The following is a 16,077-nucleotide window of genomic DNA, read 5'->3' as shown; positions in this document are numbered from 1 at the left end:
TACGCTCACCATGACCTGTCCTGTCTGGGCGCGCCATGATGCTCCCGCCCGGGCGTAGTCTGTTAGGACACATTCGTCGATGCCCTTGGAGACACTTTCGTGACCGCAGCACCTGAAGGCCGTCGCCTCCTTCGCGTGGAAGCGCGTAACGCCACCACGCCGATCGAGCGCAAACCCGAATGGATCCGCACGACGGCCAAGATGGGTGAACAATTCACCCAACTGCACGGCATGGTTAAACGAACCGGCCTGCACACTGTTTGCCAGGAGGCGGGGTGCCCCAACATTTACGAATGTTGGGAGGACCGGGAAGCCACATTCCTTATCGGCGGTGATATTTGCACCCGCCGATGCGACTTCTGCGATATCGCCACTGGCCGTCCTCGACCGATGGACTCGAGCGAGCCGCGCGCGGTGGCTGAGTCGATTAAGTCGATGAATCTGCGGTACGCCACGGTGACGGGTGTTGCCCGTGATGACCAGCCCGACGGGGCCGCCAAACTGTACGCGGACACCATCCGCGAAATTCACGCATTGAACCCCAACACGGGCGTGGAGATCCTTCCTCCTGACTTCGGTGCGCAGCGTGAACTGGTGGAGCAGGTGTTTGAGGCTCGACCGGAGGTGTTCGCGCACAACCTGGAGACGGTGCCGCGCATTTTCAAGCGGATCCGGCCGGCGTTCCAGTACGACAAGTCGTTGCGGGTTATCACGATGGCCCACGAGTACGGGCTGGTAACCAAATCGAACCTGATTTTGGGGATGGGCGAGGAAGACCACGAAATTGAGCAGGCTATTCGTGACCTCCACGGGGCTGGCTGCGACATCCTCACCATTACGCAGTACTTGCGCCCCTCTAAGCTGCACCACCCGATTGATCGTTGGGTCAAGCCGCAGGAGTTCGTGGCCTGGTCTGATTTCGCTAAGTCGATCGGTTTCGCTGGAGTGATGGCTGGCCCGTTGGTGCGCTCCAGCTACCGCGCTGGCCGCCTGTGGGTGCAGGCGATGCGGGAGGCTGGCCGTCCACTTCCGGAGAACCTGAGCCATCTTGGTGAGGGCATGGATGAGCCTGCACGTCAAGAAGCCGTGTCGTTGGTGGAGAAGGCAGCTGCCAAAGATAAGGCGGCTTGCTGACAGCCTCTGACGTGGCACGCGACCGATTCGGTAGGCTTCACCGGGTCGGTCGCTGCGTGCATACGCCCGCACGTTACGGCCCTTGATAGACATCACTCTTTCTGCGGTTTCACCCTCATTCTTCGACGAGGAGCCCCACCGGACATGGCAACCAGCGAACGCGGCAACGACAAGCCCAAGAAGAAACGGTTCAGCCAGCTCAAGCAGGTATTTGAGCTTGCCTCTCGTGAACGCCCGCGCATCCTGTGGGAGATGATCGGGATCGTCGTCGGGATGGCGCTGCTTGGCGCTGTGATCGGCGGGTCTTTCGGGCACCCGATTTACGGCGGTTTCTTGGCTGTTTTGCTTGGCGTGTTGGCGGCAATGTGGCTTCTGAGCAAAACTGCTGAGCGGGCTGCGTATGCTTCTCTTGAAGGCCAACCGGGTGCTGGTGGGGCTTTGCTGCAGAGCGTGCGCGGCTGGGCAGTAGAGCAGGAGCCTGTCGCTATCGAGGGCGGCCGCAACCCCTCCATGCACGACGCAGCCCTGGTGTACCGCGCGGTTGGTCGCCCCGGTGTAGTTCTCGTGGCAGAGGGCCCTCGTGGGCGCGCCACCCGTCTGCTGGCTAACGAATCGAAGAAGACTGCCCGTTTGGTCCCGAATGTGCCGGTGCACACTTTCCGCCTAGGCCACGATGAGGGTGAGGACGCCACCCGCCCCACCATGTTGACCAAGCAGATGCGTAAACTTCCCAAAAATCTGACCAAGCACGAGGTCGGTGAGGTAGATCGGCGTTTGCATGCTCTTGGGCGAGTGAAGGCACCGATCCCCGCAGGGATCGACCCCACGAAGGCCCGCCAGATGGGTAAAGGACAGCGCCGTCGCTGACCTTCACCGAAAGGTCTGCAATTCGTGTTGGGGGTGTGCACACCACGTGGTGTGCACACCCCCAACACTTTTATGCGCTGCTGCGGGTTTTAGCGCCGAACAATCACTGTTCCAGCCAAGAGATCATGCAAGCCTCGCCCATCGGTGTCATTGATGAACGGGGGAATCGCTAGACACAGCAATACCGCCCGAATCATCCCGGCTTTCCACCCGACCCACCCCCGGGGCAGCCGCTCCACCCTGATCCCCAACAGACGATGACCGATAGTGGTCCCCACCGTAGAGACGAGCACGATATTCATAACACCCAGCACGAGCAGCGGTTTAAACGCATCAAGTCCGGGCGCATTTGGGGTGAACCCCAACAGTCCCACGGCGATGATCTGGCTGATGAAACCATCAATCAAGATGGCCACAACCCTGCGCCCGATACCGGCCATCGAGCCGCTGCCTTCTTCAGGCAGGCCTAGACGTTCTCCCGGGTAGGCTCCCCCACCCACTCGCTGGGGGCCTTCCAGCCACGAGCCAATGTCTTCACGATTAACCACACCACCAGCTTAGGGTGGATGCGGCCCTGCGTAACGTGGCCGAAACAATCGGGTCATTGCGGGGAAACCGGCACCAACTAAGGTTCGAACCGAACGACCATCACGTCTCATGCAATGGGTGAGGCGACGACAGGAGGCTGGCGTGTTCACCAAACCCGAGGAAGTCCTCAAATACATCAAGGACGAGCAGATCGAGTTCGTCGACATCCGATTCTGCGATCTGCCGGGCGTGATGCAGCACTTCAACATCCCCGCTTCCACCGTGGATGAAGATTTCTTCACCGAAGGTCAGGCCTTCGATGGCTCCTCGATTCGTGGTTTTCAGGCCATCCACGAATCCGACATGAAGCTGATCCCGGACATCAAGTCCGCATATCTGGATCCGTTCCGCATCAACAAAACCCTCATCATGAACTTCTCGATCGTGGATCCGTTCACGGACGAGCCCTACTCCCGCGACCCGCGCAACATCGCAGCCAAAGCAGAAGCGTACTTGAAGTCCACAGGCATCGCGGACACGGCATTCTTCGGCGCCGAAGCCGAGTTCTACGTCTTCGACGACGTACGTTTTGAAACCAACGAACGCTCCGGCTACTACTTCATCGACTCTAAAGAAGCAGCCTGGAACACTGGCCGCGTCGAAGAAGGCGGAAACCTCGGTTACAAAACGCCGTACAAGGGTGGCTACTTCCCTGTCCCGCCGGTAGACCACTTCGCCGACATGCGTGATGAAATGTCCAAGGTGATGGCGCAGGTCGGGCTCGAGGTAGAGCGGGCACACCACGAGGTCGGCACCGCTGGTCAGCAAGAAATCAACTACAAGTTCAACACCTTGCTGCACTCCGGCGATGACCTCATGAAGTTCAAGTACGTCATCAAAAACGTCGCCTGGCAGGGCGGGAAATCCGCGACCTTCATGCCCAAACCGCTGTTCGGCGATAACGGCTCAGGTATGCACACCCACCAGAGCCTATGGAAAGACGGCAAACCGCTGTTCTACGACGAGGCCGGCTACGGCGGCCTGTCTGACATCGCCCGCTGGTACATCGGTGGCTTGCTTGAGCACGCCCCGGCAGTGCTGGCATTCACCAACCCGACCGTGAACAGCTACCACCGCCTCGTGCCTGGGTATGAAGCACCAGTCAACTTGGTGTACTCGGCACGTAACCGCTCGGCGTGCATCCGCATCCCGATCGCTGGGGCCTCCCCGAAAGCCAAACGTATCGAGTTCCGTATCCCGGACCCCTCAGCTAACCCGTACTTGGCGTTCGCAGCACAGCTCATGGCAGGCCTGGACGGCATCCGCAACCGTATCGAGCCGCCGGAGCCGGTCGACAAGGACCTGTACGAGCTGCCCCCGGAAGAGCACGCACAGATCAAGCAGGTTCCCGGATCGCTGCCGGAGGTACTGAAGGCACTGCGTGAGGACCACGACTTCCTCACCGAAGGTGACGTGTTCACCGAAGACCTCATCAACACGTGGATCGAGTGGAAGACGAAGAACGAAGTGGACCCGATCCGCTTCCGTCCCCACCCACACGAGTTCGAGATGTACTACGGCATCTGAGGCGTAACTAGCTGAAAAACCAGACAAACGTGGTGGGGTTTCCTGAACCAACTGGTTCGGAAAACCCCACCACGTTTTTGCTGATATGGGTGCGTACTTTACGCAGCCGGGCCTGGACGGACCTGCCCTTCAGGGTCAACACGTTGAAGGATCTCGTTCGTGATCTCACCGAAACGGCAAATCTGTTCCCGGGTGAGTGGGTCCATAAGGAGTTCACGAACCCGTGCAACATGCCCCGGCGCTGCCGCCTCAACTTTCTCCCGACCCAACGGGGTCAGCCGGGCCAGCGTCGAACGACGATCCGCAGGATCCGTAGCCCTGACAATGAGACCTTCCCGCTCTAGCCGTTTAGCAACATGGCTCAGCCGAGAAAGCGACCCACCAGTCAGGACCGCCAAGTGACTCATCCGCACCTGAGGTGGCTCTTGTTCGCTGAGCATGGCCAATACCATGTACTCAAAGAACCTCAACCCAGAATCGCGCTCCAACTGCCCATCCAGCAGGGTGGGTAATTTAATGAGCAGCCCAGCAAACCCCACCCACGCTTCACGCTCATCACTGTCGAGCCATCGTGGCCCCTGCGGCTCTGGCACTGCATTGCCGGCCTCATGGGCGCCACCGCTCTTACAATCCCCTGACATGTGTTCAAGTCTACGGCAGTAGTTGAGTGTTTCTCTGGGCTACTTCGCTGGCACCCAGGTCATCTCATCGGAACCCACCAGTGCAGCAGTGTCCCTCCTTCGAGACGGCGATGGGCGATAAACGCTCCCCCATGACTGCGCGCACGGTCAGCCAAATTATCCAGACCGCTACGGCGCCCGCCATCAGCAATCCCTACCCCATCGTCAATAATCACTACCGACACCGCTTCATCATTGACTCGCACAGTCACTGACCCATCTGTGGCCCGCGCATGCCGCACCATGTTCGCCACCCCCTCACGGGCGACAGCAACAACATCGCTTTTCACCTGCACGGGTATCTGTTCGACACGCCCTTCAATCACTAATGCGGGGGCAAAAGGCCCCGCCGCCGCTGCCTGGCGCATCAAGGACTCCAGCTCGTCTTTCACCTCACCTGCAACGGGGATCAAGCTTGCGCCAGCAACCACCTCACGCAGCAACGTGACTGTCTCTTCCATGTCACGCACAGCATCATCGAGGCGGGTTCGGGTAGCACCACCAGCGGTACGTGCCGCCACCTGCAACGACATCCCTGAGGCGAACAACCGCTGAATCACGTGATCGTGGATATCCCGCGCGATACGTTGCCGCTCCCGAGAAACTTCCTGCCGGGCGTGCGCACACGTACGGCGCTGCTGCTCACGAGCCGCCTCAATGACCCGAGCCGCCCAGGTAGCAAACCACGACAACTGCCCAACCCCGCCACGTGGGGCACCAGCAGACATCGGCCACCCGAGCACCAAAAGTCCCACATCACGTACCGCAGTGAACATTGGCAAAACCAGTAGCACCGTCGAGCCCTCAACACCGATACAGCTACGCAGGTCCTGCACAAGTTCCCCCGGGCATTCCCCCTGCTCACCTTGCGGGAAAATAACTGGGCCATGATGACGCAGAATCCGCCCCCACACACGGCTACGAAAAACACCCTCACCGACAGCAACATCCCACGAAGGATCGACCGCCTGCACACGCAGACATCCCCCCTCACCAGGCAAAGCAACTACAGCAAAACCAGCCCCACTAGCCTGCCTAGCCTGCTGCGCCACCACAGCAAACAACTCCGCTTGCGCGCATCCCTCCAGCGCAGCCATCGACAGCATCAGCAGCGCCTGCACCCACAATTCCCGCTCAGTTAAAGAGGTCATCACTGTGCGTTGCAGCAAACACCGCGGCCTGAGTACGTCTCTTCATTCCCAGCTTGGCCAGGATCGCCGTGATGTAGTTCTTCACAGTTTTCTCCGCAAGGAACAAATCCTCACCGATCTGCCGGTTCGTCATTCCCTGCGCCACCCGCGCCAGGATGCGCAGTTCTTGCGCAGTCAAGCTCTGCAGACGTGGATCAGAAACATCAGCCCCCCGATCAGTGCTGCGCTGTGGAGCGCAGACCGGACGGCGAGCATCCAGCCGTGTCTGTCCCGCGGCGAGGGCACGCACGTCGGCAAGAAGTTTTTCACCCCTGACGTCTTTAATGGCGTACCCGCAGGCTCCAGCGCGCAGCGCTGCGGTGAGAGCTTCTTCGTCATTGAAAGAAGTGAGGATGAGTGAGCGGATTTTTTCATCGTGGGCGCGTACCGCCCGACATACATCGACACCCGACCCATCGGGAAGTCGCATGTCGAGGATGGCAACGTCCGGGTGAGTAGATGGGATGTGTTGTACAGCTTCTGCTACCGAGGAGGCCTCACCGACCACAGTGATGTCTGGTTCTAGCTCCAACAAGTCGCGCAGGCCACGGCGCACGATTTCGTGATCATCGAGCAGGAACACGCGGATCGGTTTAGAGGGGGACGCGGCCTGCAGCGTGGTCATGACGTCTCCTGTCCGTAAAAGCGGCGTTCCATCACCTCGCGTGAATGACGCGCCAGTCGTAGGTAATGCTCACCTGTTTCTGGCCCAGATCCCGGCCCCCAACCGAGAATACGGGCCATCGCTTCTGCATCGACGACATGCTCCGGTACCGAATCAGCGGATCTGCCTCGCCACAGCATCACCGCGTCACGCATTTGGGAGGCGGTAACCCATGCTTCCTCTAACGCCACGCCCTCGATCTGAGTCAACAATCCCAGATCAACGGCGGCTTGTAGAGCTTCTAGGGTGCTGGTGGTGCGGAGTGTCGGGTGTTTGTGGGCATGTTGTAGCTGGATCAGCTGCACTGTCCATTCCACATCTGAGAGACCACCGCGTCCCAATTTGAAGTGCCGGCGAGGGTCGGCGCCGCGCGGGAGCCGTTCACCCTCCATGCGGGCCTTGAGTTTGCGGATCTCCCGGACCTGTGCATCGGTAAGTCCGCCTTCGGCCCAACGGTAGGGGTCCACCGCCTGCACGAATTCTTCTCCCAAGTCGTCGGGTCCTGCGATCGGCCGTGCACGCACCATCGCCTGCCGTTCCCAAGCTTGCGCCCATCGTTGCATGTAGCTGCGATACCCGGCGATGGACCTGCTCAATGGCCCGGTTTTACCTTCGGGGCGCAGGTCCATGTCGAACCCTAAAGAAGGATCTGGACCCGGGGCGCTGAGCAAAGAACGCACCTGTTGGACGATCTCTTTCGCAGCTGCTGCGGCGTCTTCATCACTGACTGCCTGACAAGGACGGTGCACAGCAAGAACGTCCGCATCCGAAGCGAACCCGCATTCCCGCCCCCCCAAACGGCCCATCCCGATGAAAGCGACCTGCACCGGCAGCTGCCCATGCTCGACGATATAGATCCGTTCAGCGACATCCAAAGCCGCCTGCACAATCGCTTCATTCAGGTCAGACAATCCACGCATCGTCTCTTCGGTAGAAGAGGTATCGATCAGGTCACCCAACGCACACCGGAACAATTCCGAACGCCGCACTTTCCGGGCCGCCACCATCGCCTCAGCTGGGTCGTCTTGGCGTTTCATCGCAGCGCGCATCGTGGCTAACACCGCTTCCCGCGAGCGCGGCAGCACTACGGCATCACCGGAAAGGATTCGTGCTGCATCGGGGGTTTGTTCCAGCAGAGACACTAAAAACCTGCTGCGCGCCAACACTCGGGCTAGCCGTTCTGCTGCTTTGCCTTCATCACGCAGCATCCGCAGGTACCAGGTGGTGTGCCCCAAAGATTCACTGATACGACGGAAGGCGAGTAGCCCGTTGTCTGGGTCGACTTCTTCGGCGAACCAGCCCAGCATCACTGGCAGCAGTGTTCGCTGGATCGCTGCTGTGCGGGAGACCCCTGCGGTGAGTGCTTCGATGTGCCGTAGCGCTCCGGCGGAATCACTGAACCCCAATGCGGCGAATCGTTCTTTCGCTGCCTCTGGGCGCAGCCTGGCGTCTTCGGGGCGTAGCCTCGCCACCGCGGACAACAACGGTCGGTAGAACAACAGTTTGTGGATCTGGCGGACTGTGCGTTTGTGTTCTTGCCACACCGCGGTCAATGACTCCGCCGCGGGCGCGGCCAGGCGCAGTCCCCGCCCGATTCGTTGCAGGTCGTGTGGCCCCTGCGGCATGAGGTGGGTGCGTTTCATCTTTGCGAACTGCACCCGGTGCTCCACTGAACGCAAAAACCGGTATGCCGCATCTAACGCGGCTGCGTCTTCACGGGCTACATAGCCCCCGGCGGCGAGCGCCGCTAACGCCTCCAGCGTGTTACGTGATCTGAGGGATTCATCGGTGCGGCCATGTACTAGCTGCAGCAACTGCACGCTGAACTCGACATCTCGTAACCCGCCTGGACCCAGTTTGAGTTGGCGGTCTACCTCTGCTGGTGGGATGTGACGTTCTACGCGTGCTCGCATGGCCTGCACATCCGTGACGAAGTTTTCACGGCTGGCTGCCTGCCACACGAAGGGTCGGATAGCTTCCTCGTAGGCCTGCCCAAGCTCTGCGTCTCCGGCGACGGCGCGGGCTTTCAGCAGCGCCTGGAACTCCCACGTTTTGGCCCAGCGTTTGTAGTAGCGCACGTGCGATGCCACGGTCCGCACAAGTGGCCCTTGTTTCCCCTCAGGCCGCAGTGCCGGATCCACCTGCCACAATGTCCCTTCACCCGTGTGGGCAGAGCAGGTCCGCATCACCTCAGCGGCCAATACTGTGGCTGCTTCGATGCCTTCCTCCTCGCTGACTGCCTCAGCGGGTTCGCCAACAAAAATCACATCCACATCCGAGATGTAATTGAGCTCCCGGCCACCGCACTTACCCATCGCGATCACCGCTAACCGGGCCTTACTGCCCGCCTGCGGGTGGGTTTCGTGTGCCACGGCTACTGCGGCCTCCAGTGCCGCCCCAGCTAGATCGGCTAACGCCGCGGCAGTGTGATGGACCGTTGCTTGCGGGTTCGGTGCGCTCACATCAAGGGCAAGGATGCCTAGCAGCTGCCGCCGATACGCCACCCGCAGCGCATCCTGACTGCTCAGATCACCGCGCCCCTGCGGACAGACGGCCTGGAGAAGATCACGCACTCGCTCTGAGGCCTCCATGGGGACGGCATCAATCACAGCGCAGATGTGCTCTGGGTGGCGCACCAAGTGGTCCCCCAACGCCGCCGACTCCCCCAGCACCCGCAGTAGCCGATCCCGGCCAAGGGACTGTGTCGTTAACAGGTCCTCTAACCGGTCCCGTCCCACCGCCGCGACCAGCCGGACCAGAGTTTTTAACGCCAAGTCCGGGTCAGCGACCTGAGATATCGCCGTCAGTAATGACCCGCCTGGGGCGCTCCATCCTTCCAGTTCTGCAGCGGTAGCAAACCGTGCCGCTGTGGCCGTATCTTCAAAACCTGCACGTGCCAACCAGCCCGTCAAGGACACCGAACGCGTATCCATGTCAGCGGTCGGGCAAGAACTGCTCGAGCTCGAACTTGGTCACCTGTGCTCTATACCGATCCCACTCGTCGTGCTTGTTCCGCAAGAACGCCTCGAAAAGATGCTCCCCCAACACTGCGGCCACCAAGTCAGAGCGTTCCATCTCCACGATCGCTTCCTTCAACGACTCCGGCAACGGTTCAAAACCAAGCACCTGGCGTTCCCGGTGCGTCAACCGAGAGACATCATCTTCTGCCTCCTCAGGCAACGCGTACCCTTCCTCGATGCCTTTGAGCCCGGCCGCGAGGATCACCGCATACGCCAAATATGGGTTCGCCGCTGAATCCAGTGTGCGCAACTCGATCCGGGTGCTGGCTTCCTTATCCGGTTTGTACATGGGGACACGGATCATGGCACTGGAGTTGTTGTGCCCCCACGAGATATACGCTGGTGCCTCCGCCCCGCCCCACAGCCGCTTATACGAGTTCACCCACTGATTCGTCACCGCGCTGATCTCACGGGCATGCTTCAGCAGCCCTGCCATGAAAGACCGCGCAGTTTTACTCAACTGATACGGCGCCCCCGGCTCATAGAACGCGTTGCGCTCCCCTTCAAACAAACTCAAATGCGTGTGCATCCCTGACCCGGGAGCGCCAAACATCGGTTTAGGCATAAAAGATGCCAACGCGTTCTGATCGAGCGCGATCTCCTGCACCACAGTCCGGAACGTCATGATGTTGTCGCACGTGGACAGCGCATCCGCGCTACGCAAATCAATCTCGTTCTGCCCTGGACCAGACTCATGATGTGAGAACTCCACCGAGATCCCCATCTGCTCCAAAATTTGAATCACTGTGCGCCGGAAATCCTGGCCCAACCCATGCGACACGTGATCGAAATAGCCAGCACGGTCAACCGGATCCAACGGGTCACGGGAATTAGCGGGCTGATTGAACAGATAAAACTCGATCTCCGGGTGCGTGTAGAACGTGAACCCCATATCGGCGGCCTTCTGTAACTGGCGCCGCAAAGCAAAACGCGGATCGGCGTAACTCTGCGACCCATCCGGCAACAAAATATCCGCGAACAACCGACCCGTACTCGGCGCCTGCCCCCGCCACGGCAAAATCTGGAAGCTACTCGGATCAGGCTTAACCAACATGTCAGCTTCAGTGATACGCGTGAAGCCCTCGATCGCACTACCGTCGAAGCCGATACCCTCCTCGAACGCGGACTCCAACTCCGCCGGCGCAATAGCCACAGACTTCAACGTGCCCAACACGTCGGTAAACCACAACCGCACAAAGCGGACATTGCGCTCCTCCACGGAGCGAAGGACGAACTCCTCTTGGCGATCCATACCGCCGATCATGCATCATCCCGGCGCCGCCTCGCTGGACGACGGCGCCTCACACCCAACCAGTCACCCCAATAATCCCTCCCCCGGCTCACGACCCGAGAAACGAGCCTCCTCTTCCTGGCGGCGACGATCCTCCGCATCCCAGGCCGCTGTCCGTTCCCGAGCAGAACGCAACGCACCAGCAGCAGCCTCCCGCGTCGGATACGGGCCCATCAAATCCCCCTTACGGCTATGCGAAGAATCCTCCTCCACCTGACCAGTAGCGATGTTGAACCAAAACTTCTGCTCGACCTCAGACACACGAACCTCCCAGAAAGAAAAACAACACCACAACACATACCCGCACCAACACACCCAGCTCAACCACCAACCCTCAACGCCACATCAACAAAACCCGCGCATGCTCACGAAGAGTGTCAACGCTCACCACCCAACTCCCTACGAACACGACATACCTCATGCGTAAACTCGGCAAACATGAGCGAGGCCCCCCAGAAACACCTCCCCCCCACCGCCACCGCCACACTCGACAGTGACCTGGAACTCCTCTCAACCCTGCACTCACACGTCCTACGCGACATCGGCGGTGAAGCCCTCCTCACCCGCGTCGCTGAACTCGTCGACGCCTGCCGCGCCCCCCACACCACCAGTAGCACTGTCGAAGACATCCTCACCGATCTCACCCCCACCCAAGCCCGTGACCTCGTCAATGCCGTCACCGTTCATCTCCACCTAGCTAACCTCGCCGACGAACGCCACCGCGTCCGCTCCCTACGCCACGAAAACGACGACTACACCGACGGCATCGAAGCAGGCGGAGTCGCCGCCGCCATCACCGCGCTGGGCCCCACCGCCGAAAACGCTCTCACCGGCCTACGCATCCACCCCGTACTCACCGCACACCCCACCGAAGCACGCCGCCGAGCCATCACCTCCGCCCTACGCCGCCTCGCCTCCTGGCTCGACGAACACGACGACCCCACCGCCGGCCCCACAGCCCGCCACACCGCTCGGCAACACATGCTCGAAGAAATCGACATCCTCCAACGCACCAGCACCCTGCGCCGCGAACGCCCCCAACCTGGCGACGAAGTCAAAACCATGACCTCCATCGTCGAAAACACCCTCTTCGACGTTGTCCCCCAGGTCTACCGCGCCACCGAAAACGCCCTCCCCGACCGCGAAAACCCCACCAGCCCTCACATCCCCGCATTCATCCGATTCGGCTCCTGGATCGGCGCCGACCGCGACGGCAACCCCTACGTCACCGCAGCAGTCACCCGCGCCACCGCCACCCAACAATTCCGCGTCACCCTCGACCTACTCGCTCACCGTGTCGAAGCCATCGCCCGCACCCTCACCATGGACGAGCACGACACCCCCGCCACCGACACCCTCATCGACGACCTCGCCCGCGACGCCGTCCGCATGCCAGAACAATTCACCGAAATCACCAAAGACGCCCCCGGTGAACCCCACCGGCAAAAACTCATGGTCGTCGCCGCGCGCGTCAACGCCACCCGCAACGAACACGCAGGACTGGCCTACGCCTGCCCCCAGGAGATGCTCACCGACCTACGCCTCATCCAAAACAGCCTTCACGCCGCCGGAGACCACCGAGCCGCCAACGGAAACCTCCAAAACCTCATCTGGCTCGTCGAAACCTTCGGATTCCACCTCACCGAACTCGAAGTACGCCAACACAGCGCCGTCCACGAAGCCGTCCTCACCGAAGCCCTCCACCTCGCCGGCCACGACAACGCCGCCGAACTGGCCACCGACGCAACCTTCCTCGACCATCTCGCCACCCACGGATGGCCCCAACGCATCACCCCCACCAGCGACAAAGCCACCGAAGTCCTCAACACCCTCCGCGTCATGGAGTACATCCAAAGCCGCTACGGACACCGCGCCTGCGGACGCTACATCGTCAGCTTCACCCGCAACGCCGCCGACCTCGCCGCAGTCCGCGCCCTGGCCCGCCTAGCCACCGACAACAGCGAACTCCACCTCGATGTCATCCCCCTCTTCGAAACCGGCAAAGACCTCCAAGCCGCCCCACACATCCTGCGCAACTGGGCTGAACTACCCAGCACCCAAAACTGGCTCACCCACACCAACCGAGCCGTCGAAGTCATGGTCGGCTACTCCGACTCCGCCAAAGACGTCGGTCCCGCCAGCGCAACCCTCACCCTCGACACCGCCGAACGCGCCCTCGTCACCTGGGCCAACGAATCCAACATCCACCTCACCCTCTTCCACGGACGCGGCGGATCCCTCGGACGCGGCGGCGGCCCCCTCCACCGCGCCATCATGGCCCAACCCACCGGCTCAGTCGCCGGACGCTTCAAATGCACCGAACAAGGCGAAGTCATCTTCGCCCGCTACGGCGACCCCACCATCGGACAACGCCACCTCGAACGCCTTACCTCCGCCGTCCTCCTAGCAGACTCCCCCGGCATCGCCACCCCCCGCGAAAACGCCACCGAGCAATACCGCGAACTCAGCAACACCATCGACACCCAAAGCCGCGGCGCCTTCCTAGCCCTCATCAACAAACCCGGATTCGCCGACTTCCTCGCCAACGTCAGCCCCCTCGACGAAATCGGCGAACTGCGCCTGGGCTCCCGCCCCTCCCGACGCAGCGGCACCGACACCGGACGCAGCCTCGAAGACCTACGCGCCATCCCCTGGGTCTTTTCCTGGAGCCAAACCCGCATCAACCTCTCCGGATGGTACGGACTAGGAAGCGGACTGGCAGCCGTCGACGACATCCCCCTCCTACGCCGCGCCTACACCCAATGGCCCCTCTTCGCCGCCATGATCGACGTGGCAGAAATGAGCCTAGCCAAAGCCGATCGCACCATCGGAAACAAATTCCTCGACCTCGGCAACCGCCCCGACCTCACCGAACAGATCCTCACCGAATTCGACCTCACCCGCACCCTCATCCTGGACATCCTCGAACAAGACGAACTCCTCGCCCACAAACCCCACCTCCAAACCGCAATCCGGCTCCGCCAGCCCTATGTCGATGCCCTCAGCCACCTCCAACACCATGCCCTCCTAGCCCTGCGACACCACACCAGCACCCAGGACTTTCACGCCTGGCACCGCGTCTTACTCCTATCAGTCAACGGAGTATCCGCAGGCCTACAAAACACCGGCTGACACCCACCCAACCCCGCACCTATCCACCACACAGAAAGGCAATTTGTGAGCACTGTTTTCACCCGCATCATCAACGGAGAAATCCCCGGACGATTCATCTGGTCAGACGAACACTGCGTCGCCTTCCTCACCGCTGGCCCTATCACCCCCGGCCATACCCTCGTCGTCCCCCGCGACGAAATCACCCAATGGACCGAAGCCACCCCTGAACTCATCGCCCACCTCACCGGCGTGGCCCACACCATCGGCAAGGCCATCCAAACCGAATGGGAAAGCCCCCGCATCGGCCTGCTCGCCCAAGGGTTCGAAGTACCCCACCTACACCTGCACGTCTGGGCCGCCTACAGCACCAAAGACTTCGACCTGTCAGCAGTTGATGACTCCCCCGACCCCGCCATGATGGACCAAGCTGCCCAACGACTACGCAACCGCCTGCACACCCAACTCGAGGACGCCCCCACCGCCACCCACATCGCCTAACTCCACCCCGGCAACAAAAATGTGTGCCTGCGCGGCCCCCACCGCGCAGGCACACGTATCAGCCTTGACGATCCGTCAAAACCGGATGCGGCGTAGGCTGCAACCCCGCCGCCGGATCAATCGGAGCAGGCGGTTTCCTCACCGAATATTCCGTGTCATGCGGGTCGACCCCCACCACGGAGTAATCAAACGGATCATTGCCTGCCAACACCAAACGCGCCCGCTCAACATCCAGCGTGCCCGTCCACTTGCCCACCAAAAACGTTGCCACCGCATTACCGGAAAAGTTCGTCAACGCACGCGCCTCGGACATAAACCGGTCAATCCCCACAATCACATCAACCCCGGCAACCAGATCAGGGCGGTACGCCTGCAACCCACCAGCCAACGTCGCCAGCCCCGCACCAGAAACCCCAGCAGCCCCCTTAGACGCAACGATCATGAACACCAACAAACTGATCTGCTCACCCATCGCCATCGGAGTACCCATCGCATGCGAAATAAACACCGCTGACATCGTCAAATAGATGGCAGTGCCATCCAAGTTGAACGAATACCCCGTAGGCACCACGATCCCCACCGTGGACTTGGACACCCCGGCATGCTCCATCTTCCCCATCAGCGAAGGCAACGCCGACTCCGACGAAGAAGTCGCCACAATGAGCAGATACTCCTTAGCGAGATACTTCAACAGCTGGAACACGTTCAGCCTGGTCACGGCCCATAAAATCAGTCCCAGCACCACCACCACGAACAACACACACGTCACATAAAAAGCGACCATCACCAAACCAAGCTGGGCTAGCGCCTTGGGTCCAGTGCTGCCCACCACCGCAGCAATCGCACCGAAAGCACCAATCGGCGCCACCCACAGCACCATCGACAACACCCGGAAAACCAACTTCTGCAAATGCGCAACTCCACGCAGAATTGGCTCCCCATCTTTACCCATGCCCTGCACCGCAAACCCAACAAGCAGCGCCACAAACAGCACCTGCAGCACCGACTCTTGAGTTAAAGCACTCACGAGAGTGGTCGGCACAATACTTTGCAAAAACTCGATCGTCCCACCCGCATGCGCAGCCTTAGAGGCGTGTCCGGCCCCTGCTCCCGTATGCGGAATTGCCAACCCATCACCAGGGTGAATCACGTTCCCGACAAGCAGACCAATCCCCAACGCCACCGTCGACATGGCGATGAAATACACCAGTGCAATGGCCCCAACCTTGCCCACTGACGCCGCAGCCCGCACTGAACCAATACCCAGAACAATCGTGCAGAAAATAACTGGGCCGATCATCATTTTGATCAGCGCAACAAAAAGCTCTCCAAGCCATTTGAGACTTTTAGCGAACTCCGGAGCACTTAACCCGATACCGATGCCTGCGATGACGGCAACGATAACGAGGATGTACAGCCAGTGAGTGCGGTCGCGCCGTGGTTTCTTGGGCTCAACAATGTGTGCTTCATTGACGGCATGCGCCATTGCATGACTCCGATCTAC

General features: G+C 60.6%; 13 protein-coding genes. 5 read left to right on the top strand and 8 right to left on the bottom strand.

What is annotated here, in order from left to right; genetic code table 11:
- Nucleotides 1–99: 99 nt before the first annotated feature.
- Nucleotides 100–1,134, top strand: a complete 1,035-nt coding sequence (gene lipA, locus AC2T9U_RS04745) for a lipoyl synthase (protein WP_493696773.1) — start codon at nucleotides 100–102, stop codon at nucleotides 1,132–1,134.
- A gap of 144 nt (nucleotides 1,135–1,278) precedes the next feature.
- Nucleotides 1,279–2,001, top strand: coding sequence for a DUF4191 domain-containing protein (locus AC2T9U_RS04740; protein WP_493696772.1), 723 nt, complete (start codon nucleotides 1,279–1,281; stop codon nucleotides 1,999–2,001).
- Between the two features lie 89 nt (nucleotides 2,002–2,090).
- On the opposite strand, the gene AC2T9U_RS04735 is transcribed toward AC2T9U_RS04740, so the two are convergent.
- The gene (locus AC2T9U_RS04735; RefSeq protein WP_208304792.1) at nucleotides 2,091–2,549 is read right to left on the bottom strand and encodes an RDD family protein; all 459 of its coding nucleotides are present in this window, start codon (nucleotides 2,547–2,549) and stop codon (nucleotides 2,091–2,093) included.
- Between the two features lie 142 nt (nucleotides 2,550–2,691).
- On the opposite strand from AC2T9U_RS04735, the gene glnA reads away from it, so the two are divergent.
- On the top strand, nucleotides 2,692–4,116 hold the full coding sequence (glnA, locus tag AC2T9U_RS04730) for a type I glutamate--ammonia ligase (protein ID WP_341746836.1): 1,425 nt from the start codon (nucleotides 2,692–2,694) through the stop codon (nucleotides 4,114–4,116).
- A gap of 98 nt (nucleotides 4,117–4,214) precedes the next feature.
- Here glnA and AC2T9U_RS04725 read toward each other — a convergent pair whose 3' ends face one another.
- The 6 genes from AC2T9U_RS04725 to AC2T9U_RS04700 form a co-directional block, all read right to left on the bottom strand.
- A complete protein-coding gene (locus AC2T9U_RS04725) occupies nucleotides 4,215–4,757 on the bottom strand; it encodes a MarR family winged helix-turn-helix transcriptional regulator (RefSeq protein WP_493696771.1) in 543 nt (180 codons plus the stop codon).
- A gap of 59 nt (nucleotides 4,758–4,816) precedes the next feature.
- Nucleotides 4,817–5,947 (bottom strand): sensor histidine kinase, encoded by a 1,131-nt coding sequence (locus AC2T9U_RS04720; RefSeq protein WP_493696770.1) that lies wholly within the window; start codon nucleotides 5,945–5,947, stop codon nucleotides 4,817–4,819.
- Nucleotides 5,931–6,611 carry a response regulator gene (locus AC2T9U_RS04715; RefSeq protein WP_493696769.1) on the bottom strand — a complete coding sequence of 227 codons (681 nt, stop codon included), beginning with the start codon at nucleotides 6,609–6,611 and terminating at the stop codon, nucleotides 5,931–5,933. Before AC2T9U_RS04715 ends, AC2T9U_RS04720 begins: the two co-directional genes overlap by 17 nt.
- Nucleotides 6,608–9,583 (bottom strand): bifunctional [glutamine synthetase] adenylyltransferase/[glutamine synthetase]-adenylyl-L-tyrosine phosphorylase, encoded by a 2,976-nt coding sequence (locus AC2T9U_RS04710; protein ID WP_493696768.1) that lies wholly within the window; start codon nucleotides 9,581–9,583, stop codon nucleotides 6,608–6,610. Before AC2T9U_RS04710 ends, AC2T9U_RS04715 begins: the two co-directional genes overlap by 4 nt.
- Before the next feature lies 1 nt (nucleotide 9,584).
- The gene (locus AC2T9U_RS04705; protein WP_115032632.1) at nucleotides 9,585–10,922 is read right to left on the bottom strand and encodes a glutamine synthetase family protein; all 1,338 of its coding nucleotides are present in this window, start codon (nucleotides 10,920–10,922) and stop codon (nucleotides 9,585–9,587) included.
- A 63-nt stretch (nucleotides 10,923–10,985) separates the two neighbouring features.
- Nucleotides 10,986–11,222 carry a methionine aminopeptidase gene (locus tag AC2T9U_RS04700; RefSeq protein WP_324603335.1) on the bottom strand — a complete coding sequence of 79 codons (237 nt, stop codon included), beginning with the start codon at nucleotides 11,220–11,222 and terminating at the stop codon, nucleotides 10,986–10,988.
- A gap of 177 nt (nucleotides 11,223–11,399) precedes the next feature.
- Between AC2T9U_RS04700 and AC2T9U_RS04695 the strand changes: the two genes are divergently transcribed.
- On the top strand, nucleotides 11,400–14,093 hold the full coding sequence (locus AC2T9U_RS04695; RefSeq protein ID WP_493696767.1) for a phosphoenolpyruvate carboxylase: 2,694 nt from the start codon (nucleotides 11,400–11,402) through the stop codon (nucleotides 14,091–14,093).
- 45 nt (nucleotides 14,094–14,138) lie between these two features.
- Nucleotides 14,139–14,573, top strand: coding sequence for an HIT family protein (locus AC2T9U_RS04690; protein ID WP_493696766.1), 435 nt, complete (start codon nucleotides 14,139–14,141; stop codon nucleotides 14,571–14,573).
- Between the two features lie 58 nt (nucleotides 14,574–14,631).
- Here AC2T9U_RS04690 and AC2T9U_RS04685 read toward each other — a convergent pair whose 3' ends face one another.
- Nucleotides 14,632–16,059 (bottom strand): cation:dicarboxylate symporter family transporter, encoded by a 1,428-nt coding sequence (locus AC2T9U_RS04685; RefSeq protein WP_493696765.1) that lies wholly within the window; start codon nucleotides 16,057–16,059, stop codon nucleotides 14,632–14,634.
- Nucleotides 16,060–16,077 lie beyond the last annotated feature (18 nt).

The organism is Dermatophilus sp. B7861-1 (genome assembly GCF_058996045.1).
The sequence above is the reverse complement of the archived record's forward strand: the minus strand, read 5'-3'. Positions and strand labels throughout refer to the sequence as shown.

Bases quoted from the DNA above. Each gene is read 5' to 3' on its own strand.
- AC2T9U_RS04695 (WP_493696767.1), top strand. From the start codon at position 11,400: ATGAGCGAGGCCCCCCAGAAACACCTCCCCCCCACCGCCACCGCCACA.
- AC2T9U_RS04740 (WP_493696772.1), top strand. From the start codon at position 1,279: ATGGCAACCAGCGAACGCGGCAACGACAAGCCCAAGAAGAAACGGTTC.
- AC2T9U_RS04705 (WP_115032632.1), bottom strand. From the start codon at position 10,922: ATGGATCGCCAAGAGGAGTTCGTCCTTCGCTCCGTGGAGGAGCGCAAT.
- AC2T9U_RS04725 (WP_493696771.1), bottom strand. From the start codon at position 4,757: ATGTCAGGGGATTGTAAGAGCGGTGGCGCCCATGAGGCCGGCAATGCA.
- AC2T9U_RS04715 (WP_493696769.1), bottom strand. From the start codon at position 6,611: ATGACCACGCTGCAGGCCGCGTCCCCCTCTAAACCGATCCGCGTGTTC.
- AC2T9U_RS04710 (WP_493696768.1), bottom strand. From the start codon at position 9,583: ATGGATACGCGTTCGGTGTCCTTGACGGGCTGGTTGGCACGTGCAGGT.
- AC2T9U_RS04720 (WP_493696770.1), bottom strand. From the start codon at position 5,947: ATGACCTCTTTAACTGAGCGGGAATTGTGGGTGCAGGCGCTGCTGATG.
- AC2T9U_RS04685 (WP_493696765.1), bottom strand. From the start codon at position 16,059: ATGGCGCATGCCGTCAATGAAGCACACATTGTTGAGCCCAAGAAACCA.